The sequence below is a fragment of the Arcticibacter sp. genome, assembly GCF_053551015.1.
This window is the reverse complement of the sequence record NZ_JBMQOB010000011.1, coordinates 75,399-102,247: the sequence shown is the minus strand read 5'-3', so window position 1 is coordinate 102,247 and position 26,849 is coordinate 75,399. Positions and strand designations below refer to the sequence as shown.

The 26,849-nt window shown below is 47.2% G+C and carries 21 protein-coding genes; 8 read left to right on the top strand and 13 right to left on the bottom strand.

Features of this window, described 5'->3' with window-relative positions:
* The 5 genes from ACO1NU_RS07525 to ACO1NU_RS07505 all read left to right on the top strand — a co-directional run.
* A partial coding sequence (locus ACO1NU_RS07525; RefSeq protein WP_448817863.1) for a beta-galactosidase small subunit-related protein occupies positions 1-242 on the top strand: 242 nt, incomplete at its 5' end.
* A 15-nt stretch (positions 243-257) separates the two neighbouring features.
* Positions 258-3,695 carry a glycosyl hydrolase gene (locus ACO1NU_RS07520; protein ID WP_448817862.1) on the top strand — a complete coding sequence of 1,146 codons (3,438 nt, stop codon included), beginning with the start codon at positions 258-260 and terminating at the stop codon, positions 3,693-3,695.
* A 1-nt stretch (position 3,696) separates the two neighbouring features.
* Positions 3,697-5,733 (top strand): aceric acid hydrolase, encoded by a 2,037-nt coding sequence (locus tag ACO1NU_RS07515; protein WP_448817861.1) that lies wholly within the window; start codon positions 3,697-3,699, stop codon positions 5,731-5,733.
* A 74-nt stretch (positions 5,734-5,807) separates the two neighbouring features.
* The gene (locus ACO1NU_RS07510; protein WP_448817860.1) at positions 5,808-7,163 is read left to right on the top strand and encodes a sialate O-acetylesterase; all 1,356 of its coding nucleotides are present in this window, start codon (positions 5,808-5,810) and stop codon (positions 7,161-7,163) included.
* A 1-nt stretch (position 7,164) separates the two neighbouring features.
* On the top strand, positions 7,165-9,468 hold the full coding sequence (locus tag ACO1NU_RS07505; RefSeq protein ID WP_448817859.1) for a DUF5703 domain-containing protein: 2,304 nt from the start codon (positions 7,165-7,167) through the stop codon (positions 9,466-9,468).
* Here the strand turns inward: ACO1NU_RS07505 and ACO1NU_RS07500 are convergent.
* From ACO1NU_RS07500 to ACO1NU_RS07470, 7 genes are all read right to left on the bottom strand, one after another.
* Entirely contained in the window at positions 9,461-11,206 is a 1,746-nt protein-coding gene (locus ACO1NU_RS07500; RefSeq protein WP_448817858.1) for a glycoside hydrolase family 9 protein, read from the bottom strand. The genes ACO1NU_RS07505 and ACO1NU_RS07500 overlap by 8 nt on opposite strands.
* 6 nt (positions 11,207-11,212) lie before the next feature.
* Positions 11,213-11,692 carry an ankyrin repeat domain-containing protein gene (locus ACO1NU_RS07495; RefSeq protein WP_448817857.1) on the bottom strand — a complete coding sequence of 160 codons (480 nt, stop codon included), beginning with the start codon at positions 11,690-11,692 and terminating at the stop codon, positions 11,213-11,215.
* Between the two features lie 76 nt (positions 11,693-11,768).
* Positions 11,769-13,367, bottom strand: a complete 1,599-nt coding sequence (locus ACO1NU_RS07490; RefSeq protein ID WP_448817856.1) for a catalase — start codon at positions 13,365-13,367, stop codon at positions 11,769-11,771.
* A 224-nt stretch (positions 13,368-13,591) separates the two neighbouring features.
* On the bottom strand, positions 13,592-14,980 hold the full coding sequence (locus tag ACO1NU_RS07485) for an aspartate kinase (protein WP_448817855.1): 1,389 nt from the start codon (positions 14,978-14,980) through the stop codon (positions 13,592-13,594).
* 110 nt (positions 14,981-15,090) lie between these two features.
* Complete coding sequence (locus ACO1NU_RS07480) at positions 15,091-15,417, bottom strand: PLDc N-terminal domain-containing protein (RefSeq protein WP_448817854.1); 327 nt, start codon at positions 15,415-15,417, stop codon at positions 15,091-15,093.
* Positions 15,418-15,465: 48 nt separating this feature from the next.
* A complete protein-coding gene (locus tag ACO1NU_RS07475) occupies positions 15,466-16,464 on the bottom strand; it encodes an SMP-30/gluconolactonase/LRE family protein (RefSeq protein WP_448817853.1) in 999 nt (332 codons plus the stop codon).
* A 12-nt stretch (positions 16,465-16,476) separates the two neighbouring features.
* Positions 16,477-17,631, bottom strand: a complete 1,155-nt coding sequence (locus ACO1NU_RS07470; protein ID WP_448817852.1) for a Gfo/Idh/MocA family protein — start codon at positions 17,629-17,631, stop codon at positions 16,477-16,479.
* A 198-nt stretch (positions 17,632-17,829) separates the two neighbouring features.
* Here ACO1NU_RS07470 and ACO1NU_RS07465 point away from each other — a divergent pair, with 198 nt between their 5' ends.
* Entirely contained in the window at positions 17,830-18,240 is a 411-nt protein-coding gene (locus ACO1NU_RS07465) for an EVE domain-containing protein (RefSeq protein ID WP_448817851.1), read from the top strand.
* 57 nt (positions 18,241-18,297) lie between these two features.
* Here the strand turns inward: ACO1NU_RS07465 and ACO1NU_RS07460 are convergent, their stop codons facing one another.
* The 6 genes from ACO1NU_RS07460 to asnS all read right to left on the bottom strand — a co-directional run bounded on the left by ACO1NU_RS07460 (position 18,298) and on the right by asnS (position 25,628).
* Positions 18,298-18,822: an acyl-CoA thioesterase gene (locus ACO1NU_RS07460; protein ID WP_448817850.1), complete on the bottom strand. Its 525-nt coding sequence runs from the start codon at positions 18,820-18,822 to the stop codon at positions 18,298-18,300.
* A 13-nt stretch (positions 18,823-18,835) separates the two neighbouring features.
* Positions 18,836-20,128: a type IX secretion system plug protein gene (locus ACO1NU_RS07455; RefSeq protein WP_448817849.1), complete on the bottom strand. Its 1,293-nt coding sequence runs from the start codon at positions 20,126-20,128 to the stop codon at positions 18,836-18,838.
* On the bottom strand, positions 20,121-22,028 hold the full coding sequence (locus tag ACO1NU_RS07450) for an ABC-F family ATP-binding cassette domain-containing protein (protein ID WP_448817848.1): 1,908 nt from the start codon (positions 22,026-22,028) through the stop codon (positions 20,121-20,123). The genes ACO1NU_RS07455 and ACO1NU_RS07450 overlap by 8 nt, the downstream gene beginning before the upstream one ends.
* A 230-nt stretch (positions 22,029-22,258) precedes the next feature.
* Positions 22,259-23,440 (bottom strand): Na+/H+ antiporter NhaA, encoded by a 1,182-nt coding sequence (nhaA, locus tag ACO1NU_RS07445; RefSeq protein WP_448817847.1) that lies wholly within the window; start codon positions 23,438-23,440, stop codon positions 22,259-22,261.
* 54 nt (positions 23,441-23,494) lie between these two features.
* On the bottom strand, positions 23,495-24,115 hold the full coding sequence (locus ACO1NU_RS07440; RefSeq protein ID WP_448817846.1) for an L-threonylcarbamoyladenylate synthase: 621 nt from the start codon (positions 24,113-24,115) through the stop codon (positions 23,495-23,497).
* Positions 24,116-24,182: 67 nt separating this feature from the next.
* Entirely contained in the window at positions 24,183-25,628 is a 1,446-nt protein-coding gene (asnS, locus tag ACO1NU_RS07435) for an asparagine--tRNA ligase (RefSeq protein ID WP_448817845.1), read from the bottom strand.
* A gap of 387 nt (positions 25,629-26,015) precedes the next feature.
* On the opposite strand from asnS, the gene ACO1NU_RS07430 reads away from it, so the two are divergent.
* Positions 26,016-26,537, top strand: coding sequence for an alpha-L-fucosidase (locus ACO1NU_RS07430; RefSeq protein ID WP_448817844.1), 522 nt, complete (start codon positions 26,016-26,018; stop codon positions 26,535-26,537).
* Positions 26,470-26,811, top strand: a complete 342-nt coding sequence (locus ACO1NU_RS07425) for a DUF4955 domain-containing protein (RefSeq protein ID WP_448817843.1) — start codon at positions 26,470-26,472, stop codon at positions 26,809-26,811. The genes ACO1NU_RS07430 and ACO1NU_RS07425 overlap by 68 nt, the downstream gene beginning before the upstream one ends.
* Positions 26,812-26,849: the final 38 nt, after the last annotated feature.

Sequence of the window (26,849 nt, the reverse complement as noted above, 5' to 3'; positions counted from 1 at the left end):
ATCCTGAACCGGAGAGCGTAAGAGCGAAACACCGGCACTTGTTGAAAGATGCCGGATATCTGACACAGAATATCGACCTGATTCAAATGGGTATAGGTGGAAATGATAGCTGGACTGATGTGTCGGCGCCTCTGGAGAAATACCAAATCCCGTCAAAGCCATATCAATACACATTTTATATGTTGCCAGTAAAGTCAAAACAGGCCGATCCGGGGACTATGGCAAAGAAGATAAAGTTTTAAGGAGAAAAGATAAAGATGATCAAGAGATATTTCGCGTTCCTGATAGCCCTGCTTTGTGTTCTTAGCAATGCCAGCGCGCAGCCAGATAAAAATCTGGCAGACCCGTCGAAACCATGGGTGCTGTGGTACTGGATGCATGCCAGTTCTTCAAAGGAGGGGATTACCAAAGATCTGCTGGCAATGAAAGAAGCAGGCATTGCCGGTGCGTATATTGCCACCATCAAAGGGAAGACCAATCCTCCCTTGTTTCAGCCGGTGACTGAGCAACTGACGCCTGAGTGGTGGGAGATGATCCGGTTTGCTATAGAAGAGGCAGATCGCCTGGGCTTAAAAATAGGTTTATTACCTGGTGATGGATTTGCAACAGCCGCAGGTCCGTGGATCACCCCTGAACTATCGATGCAGAAAGTAGTTTGGAGCAAGACGCAAATCAAGGGAGCTAAGCTTTTTAACGATACACTGATCAGTCCGCCGTCTTACAAGGGCTACTATAAAGACATCGCCGTTCTTGCCTATCCTACTCCTTTCGGAGCAGTACAGAATACATACAACACGATTCCGAAGATCACGTCGAGCATTCCCGGTAAGGATGCTTCTTTCCTGATCAAAAAAGGAAATAAAGAAAACTTTGCAAGTAATGATCCCTGCTGGATTCAATATGAGTTCAGCAAACCGTTTACTGCCAGGAACGTGACTATACACGTAAATAACTTCAATACGCAATCACAGCGACTGGTGCTCGAGGTGAGCGACAACGGCAAAGATTTCCGGAGAGTAACACAGATGCAGGCACCCCGCTCTGGCTGGCTCGACTGGGATTCTGATGTAACACATGCCATCCCACCTGTCACCGCAAAATTCTTCCGGTTCGTATATAACCGTGAAGGGTCCGAACCAGGCGGAGAGGATCTGGATGGTGCAAAGTGGAAGCAAAATCTGAAGATTGCCGGGATAGAGCTGTCTTCGGAGCCTAAGGTTCATCAGTTCGAAGGTAAGACAGGAGAGGTATGGCGGGTAAGTCCCCGCAGCACAACAGGGCAGTTGGCCGACGAGCTGTGCATCCCCTTAAATAAGATTGTTGACCTGGGCAAACATCTGGATTCAAATGGTAAATTAAAATGGAAACCTGCTGCAGGAAACTGGACAGTCTTGCGCATCGGGCATACATCAACCGGCCATATGAATGAAACGGCGGGTGCAGGAAAAGGTCTTGAATCCGATAAGCTGAATCCTGAAGCAGTTACTTTGCAATTTAACAGCTGGTTTGGTAAAGCGGTACGTACAGCAGGACCGGAACTCGCCAACCGTGCTTTGAAAGTTTTTTATATTGACAGCTGGGAATGCGGAAGTCAGAACTGGACACCTGCATTTCAGGAAGAATTTAAAGCACGCAGAGGCTATGACATGAAGCTCTACATGCCTGTTATGGCGGGTATACCTGTACAGAGTGCAGACGTATCGGAAAGGTTCCTTTACGACGTACGAGTGACGATTGCGGAGTTGCTGAACAAGAACTTTTATACCGTAGCCAGGGATCTCGCGCACATGAATAACGCACTGTTTGGATCTGAGACTACCGCTCCGGTGATGATGTCCGACGGACTGATGCACTTCAATGAAGTAGACATACCCATGGGCGAATTCTGGTTAAGAAGCCCGTCTCATGATAAACCAAACGATATGGTAGACGCGATTAGCGGCGCTCATATATATGGCAAGCCAATAGTCCAGGCGGAGGCATTTACACAATTGAGGATGGCTTGGGATGAGCATCCCGGTATGTTAAAAGCATTACAGGACAGGAACTATGCGATGGGTGTGAACAGACTCGTTTATCATGTATTTACACATAATCCATGGGCTGACCGTAAACCGGGTATGACACTGGACGGAGTTGGTCTCTTGTTCCAGAGAGACCAAACCTGGTGGAAGCCGGGAAGAGCCTGGGTTGATTATGCGGAAAGAGCGCAGAAAGAACTACAGAAAGGACATTTCGTTGCAGATGTGGCCGTATTTACAGGGGAGGAGATACCAAGAAGAGCAATTTTGCCAGACCGTCTGGTCAGCACATTGCCGGGCATCTTCGGAGCTGAACGTGTTGCAAGTGAAAAGGCAAGACTCGCGAATAAGGGATTGCCGATGAAGCAAATGCCCGAAGGCGTAAACGTTTCGGCAAACCTGTACGAGCCCGAAAACTGGCATGATCCTCTGAGAGGTTATGCGTACGATTCCTTCAATCCTGATGCTCTTTTACGTCTCGCACGGGTTGAGAATGGAAGGGTCACTTTCCCTGGCGGCGCAAGCTACGCACTGTTAGTATTCCCCGGAAAACATCAGATGCAGCCAAACAGTGAGATAATGTCTGTTGAGGTGGCTGAAAAGATTCTTCGGTTAATAAATGACGGCGCTACGATCATCTTGATGGACAGACCTGCAAGTACTCCAGGACTTAGTCAGGCTAAACTGAAAGACCAGCGCTTAAAAGAGATCACCGAACAACTTTGGGGAGGAACCTTTGAGACCGTCCAGGATGGGGCAGAAAGCTTCCGGATGAAGAATTTAGGAAAAGGAAGGGTGGTATTAGGACCTTTTCTAGGATCCTCCTTCGCTAAGTTAGGCGTAGCAAGGGATGTGGAAATATTTGATTCATCATCAAATCCAGCTTCCGGATTTGTATGGACACACAGAAAGGACGGGGAGACAGATATCTACTTTGTCGCCAACCAAGACTCTGTTAAGAAAGAAGTTACCGTTTCGTTAAGAGCATCAGCTCGGATTCCTGAGCTGTATAACGCTGCTACAGGAGAGCGGTTTATGGCCCGGAGTTATAGTTCAGAGAACGGGAGAACTCAACTGAGTTATTTGTTTGAGCCCAATGCCTCTGTTTTCATCACGCTATCCACACCTGCTACGCAATCTGTGCGGGCGGAAGGGAAGAACTGGATAGAGACAGAGCATTTGCAAACCTTGTCAGAACCTTTGACTGTCCGGTTCGACGCAAGCCTGGGGGGACCTGCTGAACCGGTTCGGTTCAAAGATCTCCTAAGCTGGAGCGAGCATCCAGACTCTCTGATCCGCAACTACTCTGGAACGGCCGCGTATAAAAGCACTTTCAAATTAAAGTCTCTGCCCGCTGCCAAAAAGGTATTCCTTGACCTCGGCAACGTAGCTAACATCGCGGAAGTGACCGTTAACGGACAGAGCTGTGGGGTTGTATGGACCGCTCCATACCGCGCTGACGTTAGCTCCTGCATTAAAAAAGGTGTGAATACCATTGAAGTGCGGGTTACCAATACATGGGCTAACCGACTGATGGCCGATCAAAAGCTACCTCAAGAAAAGCGGATCACACAAACAACGGCACCGTTCCGCCTTCAGGGCAAAAAACCATTGAGGGGAGGTCTTATCGGTCCCGTGAAATTGATAAAGTCGAAAAACATTGAAAGGAATTAATATGAATAAGATTTGTACAGGCGTGGTCGCAGCAGGATTGCTGTTCATGGCGAATACCCCAGGCTTTGCTCAGCAGAAAAGCCTGGTGAACACATCAAATAGCCCCTATGCGAAATTGAAAGGGGTAAATATGAGTGCTGTGAAACTTACTAACGGCTTCTGGGCTGATCGTTTTAAGGTATGTGAAGATGAGATGATCCCCTATATGTGGGATCTATATAAAGATCCGAACAGGGCGCATGCTTTCACCAACTTTGAAATTGCGGCCGGTCTTAAAGATGGAAAACACACGGGTCCGCCGTTTCATGATGGTGATTTCTACAAATTGATTGAAGCGCTCGCTTCGGTGTACGCTGTTAATAAAGATCCTAAGATTGATAAGCTGATAGATGAGGTCATTCCGGTAATTGCCAAATGTCAGCGGGAGGATGGATATATCCATACGCCAACGATGATTGAGGAAAGAAATCAGGCAGCAGGTGCAAAAGAATTTAAGGATCGCCTGCATTTCGAAACCTATAATCTGGGCCACCTGATGACGGCTGCATGTGTTCACTATCGTGCCACAGGCAAAACCACTCTTCTCAATATCGCTAAAAAGGCGACTGACTACTTGTATAACTTTCATGAAAAAGCATCTCCGGAACTTGCAAGGAACGCGATCTGCCCGTCACATTACATGGGGGTTGTGGAAATGTACCGCACTACTAAAGATCCCCGTTACCTGGAGTTATCGAAAAATCTGATTAACATCCGTGGGCTTGTAGAAAACGGAACCGACGACAACCAGGACCGCATACCTTTCAGGAAGCAAACCAAGGCAATGGGACATGCGGTTAGAGCGAACTACCTTTACGCCGGAGTTGCAGATGTTTATGCTGAAACGGGTGACACATCCTTGATTTCCCGTCTTAACCTGATGTGGGATGACGTGACAGAAAGAAAAATGTATATCACGGGTGCCTGCGGCGCGCTTTATGATGGTGTATCGCCTGATGGTACTTCTTATGAGCCTACAGACGTCCAAAAGATCCATCAGGCTTATGGCCGCGACTACCAACTACCCAACCACACGGCCCACGGCGAGACTTGCGCCAACATCGGTAACGTGCTCTGGAACTGGAGGATGCTGCAGTTAACCGGAGATGCCCGCTACACCGATGTGATGGAGCTTGCTCTTTATAACAGTGTTCTATCCGGTATCAGCCTCGATGGTAAGAACTTTCTTTATACTAATCCATTAAGCGTGTCTGACGATCTTCCGTTTCAGCAACGCTGGTCTAAAGACAGGGTGGGGTACATAGCGCTATCCAACTGCTGCCCTCCAAATGTAGTACGTACTGTTGCTGAGATAGGAAGCTATCTCTACAATGTTTCTGACAAAGGTCTTTGGTTCAATCTCTATGGTGGAAGTGAACTGTCTACAACCCTTACAGACGGATCTAAAATCAAGCTCAACCAGATGACAACTTACCCTTGGGATGAGACAGTAAGCGTAAGCCTGCAGGAAGCACCACGGAAAGCATTCTCGATGTTCTTCAGAATACCAGGATGGTGTAAAAATGCAAAGCTAACCATCAACGGAAAGCCTGCAAATGTTAATCTTACTGCCGGCCAATATGTAGAACTCAACCGTAAATGGTCGAGGAACGATAAAATTGAATTAACCCTTCCTATGCCCGCTATGTTGATGGAATCCAATCCTTTAGTCGAGGAAACCAGAAATCAAATAGCTGTGAAAAGGGGGCCTATAGTCTATTGTCTTGAGTCGAACGATATTCCTAAGGATGAGAAGCTTTTTGATATCACCATCCCGGCCAATATCGCGTTTAAACCCGTGAAGACTACAATTGAAAACAGTCCTATTACCATGCTTGAAGGCAGCGCAATCAGTACGGGAAAAGGCGGTTGGAAGAATACCCTTTACCGCGAAGTATCAACACTGCAAAAGCCTGTTCAGATCCGCCTGGTTCCTTATTATGCATGGGGCAACCGCGGACATAATGAAATGGCAGTATGGTTACCTTTAAGCAGATAATTACGCAAATGAAATATCTTTTTTCCGCAGTCCTCTTTTTTGTAGCCCATTTAAGTCTCAGGGCTGAGATAAAAATGGCTTCCATATTCACAGATAATATGGTTTTGCAGCAGCAGTCCAATGCTCCTTTATGGGGCTGGGCATCGCCCGGTCAAACGGTTACGGTTATTCCTTCCTGGGATCAGAAGTCTTATTCTGTCAAGGCGAACGCTGCAGGTAGATGGAAGATTGAGATTGCTACTCCGGTAGCAGGAGGCCCTTATCAGATCAGCATCAGTGACGGACAGCCACTGAAACTAAATAACGTCCTGATCGGCGAGGTATGGCTATGTTCCGGACAGTCTAACATGGAAATGCCTATGAAAGGATTCAAGGGCCAGCCGGTTTATGGCGCCAATGATGCCATCCTCAAATCCCGGAACAAGAATATCCGTATTTATACAGTGCCAAGATCTTCGTTCACCGAGCCGCAGCAGGATAGCAAGCCTTCTGCATGGAAGCAGGCAGAGCCGGAAGCAGTGTCTAATTTTAGTGCCACAGCTTACTACTTTGCGCGACTCTTAAATGAAATGCTCGATGTGCCGGTTGGAGTAATCAACTCCAGCTATGGCGGCTCATCCATAGAAGCCTGGATGAATCCGGAGACTTTAAAGTCCTTTAAGGATATCAAGGTTCCCGCGAAGAATGACCCTATTGTGCAGAAAAGCCGCACCCCGACAACCCTGTACAACGGTATGATTTACCCTATCATTGGATATGGAATCAAAGGCTGCATCTGGTATCAGGGCGAGTCAAATTATGAGCGTCCTGATCAGTATGAGCAACTCTTTCCTGCACTGGTTAACCAATGGCGGAAGCAGTGGGGTGCGGGTGAATTCCCGTTCTATTATGCTCAGATCGCTCCTTTCAATTACACTCAGCTTCCTCCATATTACATGGGAGGTAAATACAATTCCGCATATCTCAGAGATGCTCAGCGAAAGTCCGCAGCAGCGATTCCAAACTCGGCAATGGCCGTCTTGCTTGACATAGGGGAGGAGAATTGTATTCACCCGATGAACAAGGAAGTTGGCGGAAAAAGGTTGGCACTCCTGGCTCTTGCGAAAACATACGGAATGAAAGGCTTTGGGGCTGCGAGTCCTGAATTTGTTTCTGCAGAAGTGAAAGGCAGCATTATGGTGCTTAAGTTTAATAACGCATCCAACGGGTTTACATCTTATGGTAAGAAACTCAGCCTTTTTGAAGTTGCCGGAGAGGATAAGGTCTTTCACCCAGCCGAGGCGATGGTAGGAGGATCAAGTATTTCTGTTTCCTCGCCTTACGTCAGCCAGCCTGTACACGTCCGCTATGCTTTCAAAGACTTCGTGATAGGCGATCTTTACAGCACGGAAGGTTTACCGGTATCATCATTTCGTTCAGACAGTTGGTAAGATGTTGAAGAGGGTATTTTTAGCTATTGCAGCGAGCTTTACGGTTATATGTTCAAATGCCCAAACGGGCATAGATCAATATAATCAGGTGTGGAATAAGCAAAGCATCAATTCAGGAGAGTCGATGCCTTGTGGTGCTGGTGACGTTGGATTGAATGTCTGGGTGGAAGGTGACGAACTGTTCTTTTATATGTCCCGCAGCGGTACATTCGATGAGAACAATACGCTGCTGAAGCTAGGAAGGGTCAGGTTGAAACTTAGTCCCAACCCATTTAGTCAGGAAGACTTTAAGCAAGCTCTGATACTGAAAAATGGCCACGTAGACATCAGTACAAAGAAAGGTTCAGCAAGCACAAACATCAGGGTATGGGTAGACGTGTTCCGCCCCGTGGTGCATGTCGATGTGAATAGCAATAGTCCCCTGATCGCCGAGGCATCTTATGAAAGCTGGAGGAATCGCGATCTGTTCCCTAAAGGGAAGGAAAATAATGCCAACTCCTGGAAATGGGCGCCGCCCTCACCGGTAGTAACCTATAAAGACTCCCTTCGCTTTAACGGCAATAGTGTTCTTTTTTATCATCAGAACAGAACGAATACTGCCTTCGACATCGTCGTGAAGCAACAGGGCATGGAGGGTGTCAAAAACCAGATGATGAACCCTCTGGCAGGTCTCTCTTTCGGGGGACTCATGAAGGGATCCAATATGTCCGCTAGTGGCACCTATGCTGGCAAGTACCACAATACAGAGTTTACAGGATGGACCCTTAAAAGTATAAAGCCTGCCAAACGTCACGAGCTTCTGATCTATCTCCCCATTGCTAAGGCAGATCAAACCTGGAGCTCAGAGCTCAAAGCTCTTGTTCAGGAAAGTCAGAGAAAATCAGGAACAGCAAAAAAGCAATCTGAAGACTGGTGGAAGAGCTATTGGGACAGAAGCTATATCTATCTGGATTCTGCAGTATCCGATAAATCATCAGCCGCCTGGCAGGTTGGACGCAACTATCAATTGTTCCGCTATATGCTGGCTTGTAATGCCTATGGTGAATACCCTACGAAGTTCAACGGCGGACTCTTTACCGTCGATCCGGTGTTTACAGATTCCACGCTTAAGTTCACACCCGATTTCCGCAACTGGGGCGGTGGAACCCACACCGCGCAGAACCAGCGTCTGGTCTACTGGCCAATGCTCCGAAGCGGGGATATTGATATGATGAAGCCGCAGTTCGACTTTTACAAGAACATGCTCCGCAATGCAGAACTTCGTTCTGAGGTTTACTGGAACCACAAGGGAGCCAGCTTTACCGAACAGATCGAGAACTTCGGATTACCTAATCCGGCAGAATACAACTGGAAAAGACCTGCAGATTACGATAAGGGCATGGAGTACAATGCCTGGTTGGAATATGAGTGGGATACTATTCTTGAGTTCTGTCAGATGATCCTGGAAACGGAACGCTACCAGAACAAGGATATCACCGGGTATATGCCTCTGATCGAGAGTTCCCTTACCTTCTTCAATGAGCACTATCAATATCTCGCCAAGAAGCGCGGGAGTAAAGCATTCGACGGAAATGGGCACCTTGTTCTGTACCCTGGTTCTGCCGCAGAGACCTATAAGATGGCGTATAACGCGACATCTACAGTGGCAGCGTTAAAGACAGTGCTGACCCGCTTGCTTGAGCTTCCCGACAGCTATCTGACTGCAAAGAAACGTGAAGAATGGTCAGCAATGCTGAAGCGCATTCCTCCGATAAGCTTCAGGCAGCAGAACGGCCATCCAACCATTGCACCTGCTAAACTATGGGAGCGCATCAACAACGTAGAAACGCCCCAGCTTTATCCTGTGTACCCATGGGGAATCTACGGAATCGGAAAACCTGGTCTGGACACCGCCCTGAACACGTACCGGTATGATACAGATGCTTTGAAGTTCCGCAGTCATGTAGGCTGGAAACAAGACAATATTTTCGCAGCACGTCTGGGGTTAAAAGAGGAGGCTCAAAGGCTGACATCCCTGAAGCTAAAAGATTCAGGGAGAAGATTTCCCGCATTCTGGGGACCCGGTTTCGACTGGACACCTGATCATAACTGGGGAGGTTCAGGAATGATCGGCCTTCAGGAGATGCTCATGCAGACCGACGGTCGGAAGATCTATCTGCTGCCTGCCTGGCCGTCAGACTGGAATGCCAGCTTCAAACTGCACGCTCCTTACAATACAACCATAGAAGCAACGGTTGAAAATGGTAAAATCACCTCAATGAAGGTGAGCCCGCAAAGCCGTAAAGCAGACGTAGAAATTATCTGAGGGATCTGCTCAGAGCTTCCACCGCATTCGCAAGATAGACCAATGGAGCATTCCAGTTAATCGCAATTTCGTTTGATGCGTAGGAGCGCTCATCATCAACGAATGCGGTTTCCGGATCAGTAAGAGAATAGGTACATCCGTCCTTCGCATCCTGCATGCCGTAATTAGGGCCTCCAGATAAAAGACCTGGAACGGGTTCCTTAATCCCGTCCGCCGCCGAAGGGCGATGATGAGGGTGCATAACACGCTTGCTCCCCAGGCCTGTTACAAAGCAGTAGCCGGTTGCATTGCGGCCCAGAAGATAATCGAGGTTTCCCAGTGCACCGCTCAGGTACGCTTTGTTATGGCTTAGAGAATATGCATTCAGCAATAAAATTCCCTGGTTGGCGGCATTTGCATTACTTCCCCAGTTGAAGTCTTGCTTTGACTGACCCATGACCGTGCGAAAAGCGTTATCCTTCCCCGTCTCCAGATAAAGATCAGCCTTTTTGATGAGCAGGTTTTTCAAGCGTAGCGCTTTGGGTTGCAATACAGAAGGCAGCTTCCTGGTGTTTCTCAGAAGCGTATAAACGCCAAGAGCTTCCACGTTAGACCAGGATGGAAGGCGTATTTCTTCCAGGACATGTTCAGAAACATGCTTTATGTAACTTTTTTCCCCCGTGGTGACCAGCAATTCACACGCTGCCCAATATTGTTCATCCTTAAATTCACGGTCCCCATAAGCACCTGTGCTGATTTCAGGCTGATAGACTTCATTGATGCGTGTTTGATCATATCGTACGTCCGAGTTGTTTAGTGACCAGCTCCATGCCCGTTCTGCGGCGACAATACAGCTATCGCTCAGTCCAGGCAGCTGCTTCCCGAACTTTCTAAGAACTCTGGAAGCCTGGGCAGTCACCGCAGCAAAATCAAGCGAAGCAGCAGTGCTCTTCTGGACCACATACCGAGGCACTTGAGTCACACCAGGCATGACCATTCCGTCAAATGCCGCATTCGTACACTTGTGATACACGCCCCCGTCATTCGGGTCCTGCATCGTTAGCATCCATCGGAGGTTGACGATGATCTCATCAAGGATATCCGGCACTTCATTACTGCTCTCCGGAATATTCGTGTGCAGACGATCAAAATAGGAAGGGAAGTCTTCGTAGGCCGAGAGGAGCGTACCCATTGTAATGCCTGAGTTAACGATGTACTTATTGTAATCGCCAGCATCATACCAGCCTCCGGGACTGGATATCCTCGTGCCTGCAGGCCTCGTTCCTAAAGCAGCAGAGGGATGAATAAGGACAGAAGTATCGGGATGCCCCGCAGATCGGGCCCACTGCCCTGCAAACCGCTTATCCAGTGGCTCTGATACCCGTTGATAGTAGAAGCCTTTCAACGAAGACAGAGCGACGGGTTTTAAAACCGAGTCGCTGATGTGAAAAGGAGCTGATGTCTGTACGCCGATACGAAGTAAATAGGTCCCCTTTTTTCGGAAGCTGCTGAAATCTGCTGCCCGTGTGCTCGTTGCCGAGTAGCGGGAAAGTTTCTCATCTCCCAAGGTTCCGCTGAAGACAGTATAACCGCTGGCAGAGTCAGTGAGGGCAAATGTCTTGGCATCGGTTTTCGAGCTCAGAAATGCTAGCTTAGGACCTTCCGTGTAGAAGCCGACCTGGTTGAATGCGATGTGGTTCTGCTGTGTAAGCGCCCTTGACGAAAACAGTAGAAAGATGAAACAAAGGGAGTATTTCATAGAGAACTACACAGCTTCCTCCAGAAGTCTGATAGCGTCGAGGTTACCCTGCTGAACGGCAAGATCCAGAGCAGTAAGGCCTCGTTTCTCTTTGATCGTTGTATCCGCCCCATGATGCAGCAGAATTTCCGCCAGCTCATTTCTCCCAAAGAGCACAGCGAACATCAGCGCTGTTCCCCCGTTTCCGTGTTGTAAGTTAAGATCCGCACCCTGAGCGATGAGAAGTTCCGCTATTTCGGGATAGCCTTTGAAACATACACCCATCAAAGCTGTATTCCCACCCGCATCCTGGATGTTTACATCGGCTCCGGATTCAATCAAGAGCTTCGAAGCCTCAAGCTGCTCGTTGTAACTGGCGATAATGAGAGGAGTGTAGCCCCTTGCGTCTTGCGTATTGACCTCAGCTCCCTGGTCGATTAAAGATTTAATGTGGTAAATATCGCCGGTGCGGGCGCTGTTAATTAAATCATCATTCAGTTGATTCATGTTTAAGATTTTGGCTATAAATGGGATTGGCCAGAATCTTTCCTTTCCGGCCAATCTCTTCCATCGGTTGTATGTATTAATAAGGCTTAGCTTCTCTGCCTTCCTCTTCGGCCTGTTGTACAGCCTCATGAGATGTAGTAGTACCAATCGGCCCCTTGTTGCTCATATCCACTTCTGTATTAGCCAGCCCTTCAGCAACACGTCTGCCGTAATCTTCGTCACACTTCCTGAACAACTCCACCATTCGATCTTGTATATCCTTGTTTGCAGTGGCCAGGGTGTTGACCAGATTGAGAATCAGCTCATCTTTTTCCCAGTCTTCAAAATTCCGGTATGTTTCTCCCGCCTGTGCAAAGTTGTTCTGCTTTTCTATTTTTTGACGTACCAATGCAGCATGATACATCGGCGTATGATCCTTTCCTGTTTTCGGAGCCTCTATCTGGCCACCCAGAGACGAAGGCTCATAGTTGACGTGCGGGTTATTCACGATGTCACCTCCCTGATTATAGGCCATCTGTCCATCCCGCTGGTTCGTAGATACTTTATTCCTGGGAGCATTGATCGGCAACTGCAGGTAATTCGTTCCCACGCGGTAACGCTGTGTATCCGAATAGGAGAAGGTTCTTCCCTGAAGCATCTTATCGTCTGAAAAATCAAGTCCATCAACCAGCACACCTGTACCGAATGCACTTTGCTCAACTTCAGCAAAGTAGTTTTCCGGATTTTTGTTCAGCGTCATCTTTCCAACCGGATGCCAGGGGAACTGTTCCTTCGGCCATAGCTTGGTATCATCCAGCGGATCAAAGTCCAGCTCGGGATGTTCTCCATCTTCCATAATCTGCACACAGAGCTCCCACTGAGGGAAGTTTCCGCTCTCAATCGCTTCATAGAGATCTTGAGTGGCATGATTGAAGTTTTTTCCCTGTATGTCCTGCGCCTGAGCAGTCGTCAGGTTTTTAATGCCCTGAAGAGGTTCCCAATGATATTTTACCAGCACGCCCACACCATCTTTATTCACCCATTTATACGTATTCACGCCTGAGCCCTGCATCTGCCGGTAATTGGCCGGTATTCCCCAGGGCGAGAAGAGGAAGGTCACCATGTGCAAAGCCTCTGGAGTATGGCTGATAAAGTCGAACTGTCTCTCCCCGTCCTGACGATTCGTAACAGGATCTGGTTTGAAAGCATGGATGAAATCAGGAAACTTCAGCGCGTCGCGTATGAAGAAGATCTTCAGGTTGTTTCCAACCAGATCCCAGTTGCCTTCCTCCGTATACATCTTCACGGCAAACCCTCGCGGATCACGCAGCGTTTCTGGAGAGTGACCTCCATGGATAACGGTCGAAAAACGCACAAAGCAGGGTGTCTGCTTTCCCTTCTCCTGTAAGAACTTGGCTCTCGTATATTTCGATACCGGCTCATTTCCTACCATTCCGTACGATTCGAAAACACCATGAGCTCCCGCGCCCCGTGCATGTACAACACGTTCAGGTACACGCTCTCTGTCGAAGTGCGACATCTTTTCCAGAAACTGGTAGTTTTCGAGCGTGGCAGGGCCTCGGCTTCCAACGGTTCTCAGGCTCTGATTATCATAGACAGGGTGGCCGTTTCTCGTGGTAAGGATTGGTTTAGTGCCGTTTTCGCTGGGTTTTCCATTGGTTTCGTGCAGATCCATTTTAGTTGTTTTATAGGTTTGTACTATAAAGTTACTGGTTTTCAGTTAAAAGCAAATCAAAATGGAATTATATTTTGCTTTTCAGAAGATCCGCCGGGGAATAGTGCACAGGTACCCCAGGCACCCTTGTTCAGGGTATTGATTAGCGCGGGACACCTGGTCCCGCTTCTAAACTGTAAAGTGCGAATAATATGGATTTGTTGTAGCAGACAAGAGATATCTTCTTAGCTCAACTGGCTTGAAAACACTTCGTTCAGCGAGATGATCGCCTCGTCAAAATGCTCTCTCTCTACAAGGAACTGAATGTTGACCTTTCTCAAAGAGAATCCCGCGCTCATGATGTTGATGCCTTTTTTCGTCAGCGCATAGGCACTTTTTGCAAGCAGACCCGGCTCATCCATGTTTGAACCCAGCAAGCATACCATGGCTGCTTTTTCCACTGTGATCTTCTCGAATTTAGCCTCCAGATCCGTAATCAGCTTGTTCACGAAGTCACGCTCCCAGATCACAAGTGAAATACAATTGGCACTGGTCGCCTTAAACGTATAACTCACATGATTATCGTAGAAAATCTGCATGATCTGCAGGTCACTTCCTACGTTACCCACCATCAGCGGGTCGTAAACATCGATGATCAGGAGCTTGTCAGTTCCAGTGATTACCTCTACGCGCTTTTGTTCGCTGATATACTCCCTGGTAATGAGTGTACCGGGGTGGGAGGGGTCGAACGTATTCTTCAGACGAAGATTGATGCCGTTAATCTCCAGCGGCTTTGTTGCCTTTGGATGGATGGCTTCCATACCTACATCAGCCAGCTGATCGGCAATGTCATAATTAGTATATCCAACGGGGAAGCAGTTGTCTACGCCAACCAGGGCAGGGTCTGCTGTCGAAAGATGATATTCCTTATGGATGATCGCTTCCTGTGGCTTCAGCAGAACAGCAATTTTGCTGAAGGTAACCTCGGAATATCCGCGGTCAAACTCCCGCATGATACCTTCTTTACCCTTCGTATAACCGGTCACAATGCAGATGGTCTTGTCAAACTCAATATTCTTGAACGCACGTTCAATCCGCTGATCAATAGTATATGCTTTCGGATCGTTGAATCCGCTCAGATCTACCAGCGTTGTATGGATGCCCATGTTCTGCAGGATATTTGTGAAGTTGAATGCCGAATGGCTTTCACCAATAGAAGCCAGGATTTCACGTGCTGCCTGAAGAATTCCCGTCTGGCTCACATAACCTGAAGCCAGGATATTGGCCAGATTATCCAGCATAGTCTGTGCTTCGAGAACATGCTTTTCAATGTACTCATCAGCTACTGCCAGATCCAGTCCCAGAGGTTCATACTGCTTGTTGATTGCCTTAAGCTTGGTGATCAGGTTCTTTATAGGCTTATGGAAGTCCTGTAGATTAACGATCTTGTGATAAACACCCGGGTCACCGGTTTTCTTGTTCTCCAACAATAAGTTTGTCACTCCTGAAAATGCTGATACAACAAAGACTCTGTTGTAAAGCTTGTCACCTGAACGTTCAAATAAAATGATATTGTTGATAACGTCCTGCAGGGCACTCATGGAAGTGCCGCCTATTTTTTCTACTGTTAACATGTTTGCTTAATATACCCGCTATGGTTGTTGCCCATGCATTCTATGCATCCGGGACATAACCTATAACCAAACCTACTAAAAAAAATGATAATTGCTTAGCCAATATCATGCTACGATGAATGTCTGTCCAAAGGAGATCTTAGATTATAGGTTCTGGTGATGCGATTTCTGCCCATAAAGAAATACAGAAGGCCCGTAATGAGATTGAAAAACAGGAACCCGACTGTCCACATGATCTTTTCACTGAGGACAAGCCGTTTTGACCTGTATATTTCAGCCAGGGACAAGATCATGAAGCCAATAAAAAAGACAGCGGCAAAGGCGAGCGTGATTTTGCCGAGCGATCCTGCGGTATGTGTAATCTTTAATGCAGAACCAGTAAGAAAAGCAGCGTAACTGAAATAAAACAGAGGCCTTAACAGTTCATTGTTTTTCATCTTTTGCAGTCAGTTTAGGTAAGTTATAGTTTTCGATATTAACGATCTTTATTCCCTCAACTTCAACCTCAAAATATTCATGTCATTGGTAATATAAAGGGTCTTCTCGTCTCCCGATAATGTACAATTGGAAGCCGGCGCCTTCAGGCCGCTTAGCTTTCCGATCAGCTTACCGCTTCTGTTGAAAATCCAGATACCACCCGGGGCACCCGAAAACACATAACCGTTTTTATTAATCTTCATACCGTCAGGTGCCCCTCTTAAGCCTTGTCCCTGATTTTTAGCGCTGTAAAAGATCCTGCCATTGGAAAGGCCATTCTCGTTTACATCATAGATATACCAGTTCGGAGCAGCACCGTCTGAACTGGCTAAAAGCAGCTGTTTTCCACCAGGGAAGAAAGCAATTCCATTAGGGCGACTGATAGAGTCGATAAGCAACACCACCTCTCCATTCTTTTTTACTTTGTAAACTCCCTGGAACTTCATTTCCTTTAGCGGATCATTGTGCTGGCGCTCCAGTCCATAGGGTGGGTCTGTGAAATAAAGTTCCCCCGCCGGAGAGTACGCAGCATCGTTCGGACTATCAAATTTCTTGCCCTTATAGTTGTCTGCCAGGGTAATGAACTTCGGTTGAGGAGCATCCAAAGGCGCATCCATCCTCGCCATCCGCCTGTCGCCGCACATACAGAGTACCAGGTTCCCTTTTGGATCCAACACGAGTCCATTAGATCCTTTTTCCCCTTTTCTGGGAATACTACCTGTATAACCTGAAGGCGTGAGGTAAACTTCCTTGCCGCCCTTCTCTGTCCACTTCCAAACAGTATCCCTCGGAACGTCAGACCAGAGCAGCATCTTGTGTCTTTCCACCCAGAGCGGTCCTTCACTCCAATCCATGCCTGTAGCAATAATTTCTGCCCGGGCACCTGGACTGATCACCTTGTCCAACTCAGGATCCAGGCGTTCAATACTTCCTATTGTTTCCGGCGAAGGCTGCATCATTCCCAGTGAAACTGCAGCTAACAGCATAACGCTTAGTTGTTTGATCATTTTGCCGGACCTTTATGCTTTAAGTGACACTTTTTGCCCGCTACGCATCGCCTGGTAGATCGCCTGAAGATAGGCCACATCCCGTCTTCCCATTTCTCCCGGAACCCGAGTCGGCCGCTTTTGGATCAGTGATAACGCAAAATCATCCATCTGACGCGCCTGTTGATTCACAGCCGGGAAGCTGAAGTTTCCTTCTGGTCCCTTACCACGGAGTCCGTTATAATTAAATGCAGGAGCAAGCTCAAAGGAGCCTTTTTCGGCCTCCACTTTCAGCATATTCCGGCTATCTGCATAGCTGGTAAATCCTTCAGCCTTTATTCCTCCAGGCATTTCAAACTGCCAGGTAAGGGATTGCTCTACAGTAGGAAAACGATCCGGATCTGTCTTCGGACCTTCTTTCGCCGTCACGGATAGCGGCGTCTGCCCCGTCACATAGCAAAATGCCTGAACGCAGTATATCCCAAGATCCATGAGCGGACCACCTCCCGCCATGGTTTTATCAAGTCGCCACATGCCTTTGGAGGCATTGAAGGCGAATCCTGCCGACATGCTTTTTATATCTCCGTAAACCTTTTTCTGGCCAAGCCTCGTCAGTTCGAGGTGGTATGGATCATAATGCAAGCGATATCCCACACCCAGCATCTTGCCCGCCTTCTTACAGGCGGCGATCATCTGATCGCATTCCTGGACCGTAATAGCCATTGGCTTTTCGCAGATCACATGCTTTCCGGCCTGTGCAGCTCTGATAACATATTCCGAGTGCATAGAATTCGGAAGAACCACGTAGACGATGTCTATATCGGGATTGTTCTTTATTTGATCAAAATTCTTATAGTCATAAACATTGGAATCAGGAATGCCATATTGTTTCTTCCATTTTTCCGCTTTCTCCGGCGTGCCCGTAACAATGCCTGCAAGATAGCAATGCGATGTTTCAGTAAGCGCCGGTGCAAGTTGCCCACCAGCGTAACTGCCCAATCCTACGAGCGCAATACCTAGCTTGCCTGCTGCTTTTTCCTTTCTCATACGTTCTTTACTGGAGTCTTCGTCATGACTTTTAAACCCCGAAAAGAGCGATAAAGCTGAGAGACCCAATGATGCAATACCCAGATCATGAATGAACTTTCTTCTGGAGTTAGATGTGAGTGAATCTTTGGTTAGTTTCATAATTGATGCAAAAGGTTATTTCCCCTGATATCAAATATCACTGGAATTTGATCGGCCTGAGAGTACTAATGTTCAGACGTATAGCAAATATGTATAAAATCAATAATTGAGATAGCCTGAAACGATCAGCAGGTTCATAAGATCAACTCAATAATTCTTATTTTCGCAACTTCAAATCGACACCCTAGAACAACATACATGAACTATTGGCTCGTTAAGTCCGAACCTTTTAAATACAGCTGGAATAAATTCAATCAGGATGGCCGCACATTCTGGGACGGCGTACGCAATTACCAGGCACGCAACAATATGAAAGCCATGAAAGAAGGCGACCTGGTGCTTTTTTACCACAGCAATGAGGGTAAGGAAGTCGTCGGGATAGCCAAAGTCGTCAAGGAATTTTATCAGGATCCCACAACAGAGGATACGAACTGGGTGGTGGTAGACCTATCTCCGATTGAAACACTGAAAAAACCCGTTACCCTGGAGCAGATCAAGAAAGATCCGCGACTGGAGAATGTTGGTCTGGTTAAACAAGGAAGACTATCCGTTATGGGAATGAAGCCCGAAGAGTTTGACCGGATTCTGGAACTCGCGAATGAGGAATGAATTTATATCAGCTGTAGATGAATCCGGGTAGGGGGCATCTACAGCCTTTTTTTCCAATTAACCTTCGGGAAAGAATAACGCCTTTAGCTGAGTTGCATTCTCCGGCTTCATCTTGTTCGCCAGGATCAGGCGAAGCTCACGGCGGGAAAGAGCTGTTTCAAATAGCAGCTTCTCCTCATCAGTCTCCGGTATGAGCTCAGGTACACGTACAGGATTGCCCTGATCATCCAGCGCTACAAAGGTATAGTATGCCTCATTGCTCTTGATGCGGCTGTTCGGATGAATGTTTTCTGAAAATACTTCCAGCCTGATCTCCATCGAAGTGCTGAATGCCCGTGTCACCTTTGCATGTATCGTGATCACATCTCCAAGCTTTACCGGATGCTTAAATGACACGTTATCCACAGAGGCTGTCACCACGATATGATTAGAATGCTTTTGCGCGGAGATCGCCGCTGCAATATCCATTAGATGCAATAAGCGTCCTCCCATCAGATTATGAAGTGGGTTCGTGTCATTCGGAAAAACAAGTTCATTCATGATGGTGAATGAATAGCTTGCTGGCTTGGAGGTAACTGTCATAGAGTATTTTTAATTAATTGTTGAATTCATGGAATCCGACAAGCTGATCCCACCGGGATCCGGGTCGCCGATAGTACAAGAATGCCTGATAACTGTTTTTTGTTTCGAAGAATGAGCCCTCAAACAAGGTGCTGCTGGCTTTGAGGGGATTATTTTTATCTACCCACACGTACTGATAGTCATACAGTCCCTGTTTAAGGTAAACAGAGCCATAAAAACGTGAGCGCTCAGCGTCATAGACCAGCTTATCCACCAGTCGATAATCATTGAACTTACCCACTACATACACATCTCCATCTACACCAGGGCGTGCCGCCTCAAGCGTAAACGTGACGTAGGCATAGTCGCCATCTGTAGCCGGGTCTCGTCCCTCCTGATTCCTGATAAAAAAACTCCCGTTCTCATCGAAAGTGGAGGAGTAGTTGGATGCCGTATGGGGCTGATCGGGCAGCAGCTGAACCGTGTTCACCGAATCTTTATAGATCTGCTCCACCTGCTCGGTCTGCAGGCGAAGGGTGCGGATATCAAACTTCCTGAACTCGTTTGAGCCATTAAACTCCAGGGTGCCGAGGTCATTATAAACCAGCTGTCCCGATCTGATCTGATTGGGGTGCCTCGCAATTTGCTCTGCATCGGGACGGCCGTTCTGCCTCACGACAAGTTGCACCTCGGTATATGGATTCTGAATATTCAGCTGCGGGTGCTCTACGGTTATGTTGATCTTCTGATTGGTTCTACGGTCCGAAACGCGGGTGGGTGCCATAATCTCCGAACGGAGAACCACTGCAGCCTGGAGGACATAGAACCTGCGCGTCAGCAGCACACGCTCTGGGTATCCTTCTTCGTAAACTTTAAGCACATAATTGCCGTCTATCTTAGGGCGGACCGTCTGGTTCGGGATCGACAGCTGATAATGTGTATATCCCTGGAGGGTATTGAGCGACACGTCATAATCGTTGATCCGGTCTTCACCAAAGCCATCCAAGTAGTCGAGAGGGGAGAGCCTGCTGCTCTTCCAGTTCATATCGCAATGCTCAATCGTATACGCGTAGGAGCGGCTGCCTTCCCGGAGGTCGTCAAAGCTGAGCAGCAGCTCGTCCGACGAGTTCAAGTGAATAAGAGGCAGGGATTGCTCTTTGTTCCTGTTATAGAACTCAACCGAGCGCAGCGCCTTGTTGTACACCTGGTCCTGAAATACGGTTTCTTGTGCCTGAACCGGCAGGATAATATAAAACAAAGCAGCCAGGACTATCGCAAAACGCGTAGCTCCTGGCTGCAAATAAGATATGTCGAACTGCTTATTCAAGCTCCATAATCTGTTCTGCGAGACTCTCCCAGTCTGCCTGATAGGCCTGAAGTTCGGTCTTTACAGATTGATAGTGTTGATTGGCAGCCTCCAGCTTTTTCTTGTCCTGATAGGTTTCTTCCTGTCCGAGAACCAGTTCCGCCTGGGCGAGCTGTTTCTCCAGAAGCGATACCTTTTCTTCCACCTGCTGAAGCGTCTGGTTCAGCTTTTTGATCTGCTTGCCTTTGTCTTCTGTAGGTGCTTTTTTTACAGGTTTTTCTTCCTTCTTCGGCTGCACGGCTGCCTGCGGCTTATCTGCTACAACCGGCCGCTTGGACTGCCACTCTTCGTATTCAGCATAGGTACCTGGATATTCCTTGATCTGCTGATCTTCGATAAACCAGATCTTGTTCGCTACATTGTCGAGTAAATACCGGTCGTGAGATACCACAATGAACGTACCCTCATACTGGTTGAGCGCCTGTATCAGGATGTTCACCGAAGCCATGTCCAGGTGATTGGTTGGCTCATCCAGAATCAGGAAGTTCGCATCAGCCGTAAGGGCTTTTGCCAGGGCTACCCGCGATTTCTCTCCTCCGGATAATACCTTGATCTTCTTGAATACGTCGTCCCCCGTAAACAGGAAACTTCCCAGTATAGAGCGGAGTTCTGTATCGGTATGTTTAGGCGCGAAAGCCTGTAACTCTTCTAAAATAGCATTCTCCAGGTGCAGTGATTCCAGCTGATGCTGAGCAAAGAATGTTTGTGTAACATTGTGCCCGGTGATTGATGCTCCTTCGAAAGTCTCCACACCGGCAATGATCCGCAGGAGCGTAGATTTACCACGTCCGTTTGCACCGATTAAAGCGATCTTGTCGCCCTTCTCGATCACGGCGTTCGCATGCTTCAGGATGACGTTGGAAGGGTAGGCCTTGCTCACATCCTCTATACGGATAACGTGACGGCCGGATTGCTTGCTGAACTTAAAGGAGAAGTTCACGCTCGGATTTTCATCATCAACATCCTCAATGCGCTCCATTTTATCCAGCATCTTGATACGTGATTGCGCAAGTTTTGCCTTGCTGGCCTTTGCCCGGAAGCGGTTAATGAGCTGTTCTTCCTGTTTGATCTTCTGCTGCTGATTCTTGAACTCGTTGCGCTGGATCTCTCCGCGTAATGCCTTTTCTTCCAGATAAAAGCTGTAATTACCGGCATACGGGGTTAGTTTACCTTTACGGGATTCCACAATGCGGTTTACAACCTTATCGAGGAACCATCTGTCGTGTGATACAATAACGATTGCACCCTCAAAGCCCAGCAAATAGGTTTCCAACCATTTAATGGATGGAAGATCCAGGTGGTTGGTAGGCTCATCGAGCAAGAGAATGTCGGGGGCCTGCAGAAGGATCTTGGCCAGCATCACACGCATGCGCCATCCTCCGGAAAACTCGCCCAGCTGACGCTTTTGGTCGGCTTCGCTGAAACCCAGTCCCGCCAGGATCTCATGTGCTTTAAACTCGATGTTGTAGCCATCGAGCGCATCAAATTCGTGTTGTTTATCGCTTAACTTGTGGAGAACGTCTTCCGAATAGTCTGTTTCCAGTTTCTTTAACAGTTCTTCAATTTCAGTGTGTAGCTGATTCTGGCGCTCGAAAGCTTCCATGGCGACATGCAGAATATTTTTGTCTGATTGATAGGATAGCAGATCCTGATTCAGGTAGCCGATCTTGATGTCCTTAGCCATCGAGATGGTACCGCTTGTTGGCTGCATATCGCCAACGATCAATTTCAGTAAGGTAGTTTTTCCAGTACCATTCGCCCCGATTAATCCGGTTTTGTCACCTGGCTTGATGTGCCAATTTGCTTCATCATATAAAGCCCTCGAACCAATCTCGAAGGTAAGGTTGTTTATTGCAATCACTTTGCAAAATTACAAAATTGATTCTATCTGAGGAACTTGATTGTAATGATTCTTTGTTTGCGCCTCAAAGTTGACAATACACAGGTGTTTTATTTATTAAACCATCTCGCCAAACGGTCAAGATGAAGAACCTGGAAAAGAATAACGGTAACGATATTATTCGAACGAGATTTCATAGAAGTAAACGTGATGTTTTCTTCCATATTAACTGAAATGCCCGGCCTTTATTGTTAGTCCTCCAGCTTTTTCGTCTTGTCCAAGCTTTTCAGGTATATAAAACCAAGGCTGCCCGCTAATATAGATGCTACTAAAATGGAGAATTTGGCTTCCGACTGGTGCTCTATGTCGCTGAACGATAGAAGAGATATGAAAATGGACATGGTAAAACCGATACCGCCCAGCATGCCTACCCCCAGGATATGTTTCCATCGTGCTTCTGAAGGAAGTCCCGACCATTTTAACTTGACAGACAGCCAGGAGAAGAGGAAGATACCCAAAGTTTTGCCGGCGAGTAGTCCCGCTATAATTCCCATTCCCAAGGAGCTGGTTAATCCTTCAACCATTCCGCTTTCGAAGCGAATCAGTGTATTGGAGAGTGCGAATATGGGCATGATCAGGAAGTTCACCGGCTTGGTCAGACTATGTTCCAGCTTCTCAAGGGGCGACTCCTCGTCTGTTGTATTGGTTGGGATAGTGAAGGCGAGTAAGACGCCTGCGATCGTGGCATGGATACCCGAATGATGTACGAAGTACCATAAGAACAATCCGGGGATCAGATAGAAAGCCAGGTTTTTTACCCCAAGCTTATTAAAGAGCACCAGCAGCGCGAGGATGCCTCCTGAGTAAAGGAGTTGATCAGTATGTAGCTCATTGGTATAAAATACGGCGATAACGACGATGGCACCGAGGTCGTCGACGATTGCAAGGGCAGCCAGAAAGATCTTCAGCGAAGCCGGAACCCGGTCACCCAGCATCGAAATGATGGCCAGCGCGAAGGCAATGTCTGTAGCCATAGGAATGCCCCAGCCACCTGCGGTTGGGGTGCCCTGATTGAATGCTGCGTAGATCGCTGCAGGAACCAGCATACCGCCGAGTGCCGCAAAAACGGGCATTGCTGCATGTTTGAGTGATGATAGCTCTCCCTCTACAATTTCGCGTTTGATCTCCAGTCCCACAAGAAGGAAGAAGATCGCCATCAGTCCATCGTTGATCCAAACTTCAGTTGAATATTCCAGCTGAAAAGACGCTGTACTCAGACCGAAGGTGTAGTGCAGAATGTCTTCGACAGAATCGTACAAAGGACTGTTGGCGATACAAAGTGATATCACAACTGAGAAAAGCAGGAGGACGCCCCCAATTTGTCCAGATCTAAAAAAGTCTTTGAATGCTTTCAGGTTGATTTTACGAGCCATACCGCAAACTTACAAAAAATGACTTAATGGGGGCCCGGACCGTGCCTGCGAGGCTTACACATACTCTTCTAATTTGCCTTTGCCTACTCTGAGAACGGTAAAATCACCTGTAGTACAATCCACTACGGTCGAAGCGACATTGCCTCCGTAGCCACCATCTATAACAAGATCAACCAGGTCTTCAAACTTCTCGTGGATCAGTTCCGGATCGGTTGAATACTCCAGTATTTCGTCCTCGTCGCGGATCGAAGTGGACAGGATGGGATTTCCCAACTGTTTCACGATTTCCCTTGCGATCGAATTGTCCGGAACACGTATTCCTACAGTCTTTTTCTTGGAACTCAGTAGTTTCGGAACTTTGTTGGAAGCTTCGAAAATGAATGTAAAAGGACCCGGAAGCGCCTTTTTAATGAGGCGGAACACCGAGGTGTCAATCGGCTTGACGTATTCCGAGATGTTCTGCAGATCATGGCAAACGAAGGAGAAGTTTGCCTTCTCAGGCTTGATTCCTCTTATCTGACAGATTTTTTCAATTGCTTTCTGATTAGTGATGTCGCAACCCAGTCCATAAATCGTATCAGTAGGGTAGATGATGATTCCCCCGTTTCTGAGTACATCGACAACTTGTTCAATAGCTTTAGGGTTAGGATTTTCCGGATAGATTCGTATTAGCATAATGAAATGTTATTAAAAAAGGCCTGAGCTATTAAAACCCAGGCCTTTAGAAAATGTTGTCAATTATTTAAAATTCAGCGTTCTTCGGTGTCCGCGGGAATGCAATCACATCGCGGATATTGGTCATGCCCGTAACAAAGAGGACGAGGCGCTCAAAGCCGAGCCCGAAGCCTGCATGCGGTGCAGATCCGAACCGTCGTGTATCCAGGAACCACGACATCTCTTCTACAGGGATGTGCATATCGTGCATTCTTTGTTCCAGTTTTTCCAGGCGCTCCTCACGTTGAGATCCGCCAACGATTTCGCCGATACCTGGGAACAGGATATCCATAGCCGCTACGGTTTTTCTACCCAGCTCATCCGGCTCATTCTGACGCATGTAGAATGATTTGATATCCGCAGGGTAGTCGGTCAGGATCACCGGCTTCTTGAAATGTTTTTCCACCAGGAAACGTTCGTGTTCCGACTGCAAATCAGCTCCCCATTCGTCGATCAGGTATTTAAATTGCTTTTTCTGGTTTGGTTTGGAGCTCTTCAGGATCTTGATCGCTTCGGTATAGGTGATGCGTTCAAAGTCGTTCTCTAAACAGAAGTTCAGCTTGGCTAACAGATCCATTTCTGAACGTTCTGCCTGTGGCTTCTGCTTTTCTTCTTCCATTAAGCGCGACTTCAGGAATTCAAGTTCCTCACCGCAATGGTCAAGGGCATAGCGGATCAAATATTTCAGCAGTTCCTCCGCCAGATCCATATTATCGTGGATGTCGAAGAAAGCCATTTCCGGCTCGATCATCCAGAACTCTGCGAGGTGGCGTGTGGTATTGGAATTCTCTGCACGGAAAGTAGGTCCGAAGGTATAGATCTCCCCGAAGGCCATGGCCGCAAGTTCGCCCTCCAGCTGTCCGGAAACAGTCAGATTAGTCGACTTGCCAAAGAAGTCTTCTTTATAATTTACTGTACCGTCTTCGTTGCGTGGTACGTTATCAAAGTCGATAGTAGATACTCTGAACATCTCTCCGGCGCCTTCAGCGTCTGATCCGGTGATGATTGGGGTATGCATATAAACAAAGCCCTTTTCGTTAAAAAACTGATGCACGGCAAATGCCAGCGCATGTCTGATCTTGAAAATGGCGTTGAAAGTTGTGGTACGGAAGCGTAGATGCGCAATCTCGCGCAAAAACTCGAGACTGTGTTTCTTTGGCTGCAGAGGGTATTTCTCAGGATCGCTGTCACCCAGGATCTCCAGATTTTTAACCTTTAATTCTACACGCTGGCCTTTACCCAATGATTCAACAAGATCTCCGGTAACCGAAACGGCTGCACCCGTAGTAACGCGCTTTAATATGGCCTCATCGGTATTGGTGAAGTCAACAACAGCTTGTAAATTATTGATCGTCGAACCGTCATTGATTGCAATGAACTGATTGTTCCTGAACGTTCTTACCCAGCCTTGAACATTAATCTCCTGCCCAAAGTCAGTCGTATTTAAGAGGTCTTTGATTTTTGTGCGCTTCATATGTGTGCAAATCTAAAAAAAGAAACAAAATCAAAATGGTATTTATTTGTCAAACAGTGTTAAAGTATTACAGCGCGGCCAGAGCGACTACCGTAAACTTATTTAACTGATTCGTACAGCCCCTATTCCGGGAATTTATTTACATGCCTGTGTATAGATTCAGTTTTGTGCCCGGGATGAGTCCGACTTAGAAGCAGAAAAAGTCGGACTTATTATAGGCTTATAGTTGACTGGACAGAAGTTTATAGGAAACGTTTTTTGATTGAGTTGGATGATGCAGGCCATTATGATTTATTAAATAGCCAATCAGCGGGATATTTTTGCGGCCGGATTTAACGTATTTGAGCCCGCTTGCCGAGACAAAACAGACCAATTAAATTCAGAGTTATGATGTTTAAAAAACTAAGTTTTCTGCTCTCCTTGCTGTTCTTTACAACTTTATTTACCCAGGCACAAACCAGCCTCTCTCAGGATGAACGAATGAAATGGTGGCGGGAGGCCCGCTTTGGTATGTTCATTCATTTTGGTGTATATGTCCAGCTGGCAGGGGAGTACAGAGGGCACCAGCAGGCAAAGGGTGGTGCAGAATGGATCATGAACAGAATGAAGATTCCGGTAGGGGAGTACAGGTCTGTCGGGCGGCAGTTTAATCCGTTTAAGTTCGATGCGGATGAATGGGTGAAGACAGCCCACGATTCAGGAATGAAATACATCGTCATCACAGCAAAGCATCATGACGGATTTGCGACTTTTGATTCGAAGGTCTCGGATTGGGATATCTGCGATACAAGCCCCTATAAACAGGACATCTTGAAGCCCCTTGCTGAGGCCTGCAGGAAGTATGGCATTAAATTGGGCTTCTACTATTCCCAGGCGCAGGATTGCGATCAAAGGTGGTGTCTTCTATAATCTAGGAGGTCCGGAGCCCGGGTATCCGCATCATGGCAAATATTTGGTGTTATGGAACTTCCAGCATCGTTCTGCGGCCGACAGGCATTACAACTTTTGGGATATGAGCAGGAGGCGGAACTTTACCATTGCTCATCCGATTCTTGTAGGATTCCAATCTGATAAAAAGGTGAGTTTTGAAAATGAAGGCATAAACCAGCTACAAGGCGAGATAGTCAGGCCCGAATCACTATTCGAAGCTCAGCTTGACATACGTCTGAAAGGAACCTTCTAAGCAGCTTTTTATTGAAATGATTTTTTAGTTCTTAACAC

Bases quoted from the DNA above. Each gene is read 5' to 3' on its own strand.
- ACO1NU_RS07520 (WP_448817862.1), top strand. From the start codon at position 258: ATGATCAAGAGATATTTCGCGTTCCTGATAGCCCTGCTTTGTGTTCTT.
- ACO1NU_RS07515 (WP_448817861.1), top strand. From the start codon at position 3,697: ATGAATAAGATTTGTACAGGCGTGGTCGCAGCAGGATTGCTGTTCATG.
- ACO1NU_RS07510 (WP_448817860.1), top strand. From the start codon at position 5,808: ATGGCTTCCATATTCACAGATAATATGGTTTTGCAGCAGCAGTCCAAT.
- ACO1NU_RS07505 (WP_448817859.1), top strand. From the start codon at position 7,165: ATGTTGAAGAGGGTATTTTTAGCTATTGCAGCGAGCTTTACGGTTATA.
- ACO1NU_RS07500 (WP_448817858.1), bottom strand. From the start codon at position 11,206: ATGAAATACTCCCTTTGTTTCATCTTTCTACTGTTTTCGTCAAGGGCG.
- ACO1NU_RS07495 (WP_448817857.1), bottom strand. From the start codon at position 11,692: ATGAATCAACTGAATGATGATTTAATTAACAGCGCCCGCACCGGCGAT.
- ACO1NU_RS07490 (WP_448817856.1), bottom strand. From the start codon at position 13,367: ATGGATCTGCACGAAACCAATGGAAAACCCAGCGAAAACGGCACTAAA.
- ACO1NU_RS07485 (WP_448817855.1), bottom strand. From the start codon at position 14,980: ATGTTAACAGTAGAAAAAATAGGCGGCACTTCCATGAGTGCCCTGCAG.
- ACO1NU_RS07480 (WP_448817854.1), bottom strand. From the start codon at position 15,417: ATGAAAAACAATGAACTGTTAAGGCCTCTGTTTTATTTCAGTTACGCT.
- ACO1NU_RS07475 (WP_448817853.1), bottom strand. From the start codon at position 16,464: ATGATCAAACAACTAAGCGTTATGCTGTTAGCTGCAGTTTCACTGGGA.
- ACO1NU_RS07470 (WP_448817852.1), bottom strand. From the start codon at position 17,631: ATGAAACTAACCAAAGATTCACTCACATCTAACTCCAGAAGAAAGTTC.
- ACO1NU_RS07465 (WP_448817851.1), top strand. From the start codon at position 17,830: ATGAACTATTGGCTCGTTAAGTCCGAACCTTTTAAATACAGCTGGAAT.
- ACO1NU_RS07460 (WP_448817850.1), bottom strand. From the start codon at position 18,822: ATGACAGTTACCTCCAAGCCAGCAAGCTATTCATTCACCATCATGAAT.
- nhaA (WP_448817847.1), bottom strand. From the start codon at position 23,440: ATGGCTCGTAAAATCAACCTGAAAGCATTCAAAGACTTTTTTAGATCT.
- ACO1NU_RS07440 (WP_448817846.1), bottom strand. From the start codon at position 24,115: ATGCTAATACGAATCTATCCGGAAAATCCTAACCCTAAAGCTATTGAA.
- asnS (WP_448817845.1), bottom strand. From the start codon at position 25,628: ATGAAGCGCACAAAAATCAAAGACCTCTTAAATACGACTGACTTTGGG.
- ACO1NU_RS07430 (WP_448817844.1), top strand. From the start codon at position 26,016: ATGATGTTTAAAAAACTAAGTTTTCTGCTCTCCTTGCTGTTCTTTACA.
- ACO1NU_RS07425 (WP_448817843.1), top strand. From the start codon at position 26,470: ATGGCATTAAATTGGGCTTCTACTATTCCCAGGCGCAGGATTGCGATC.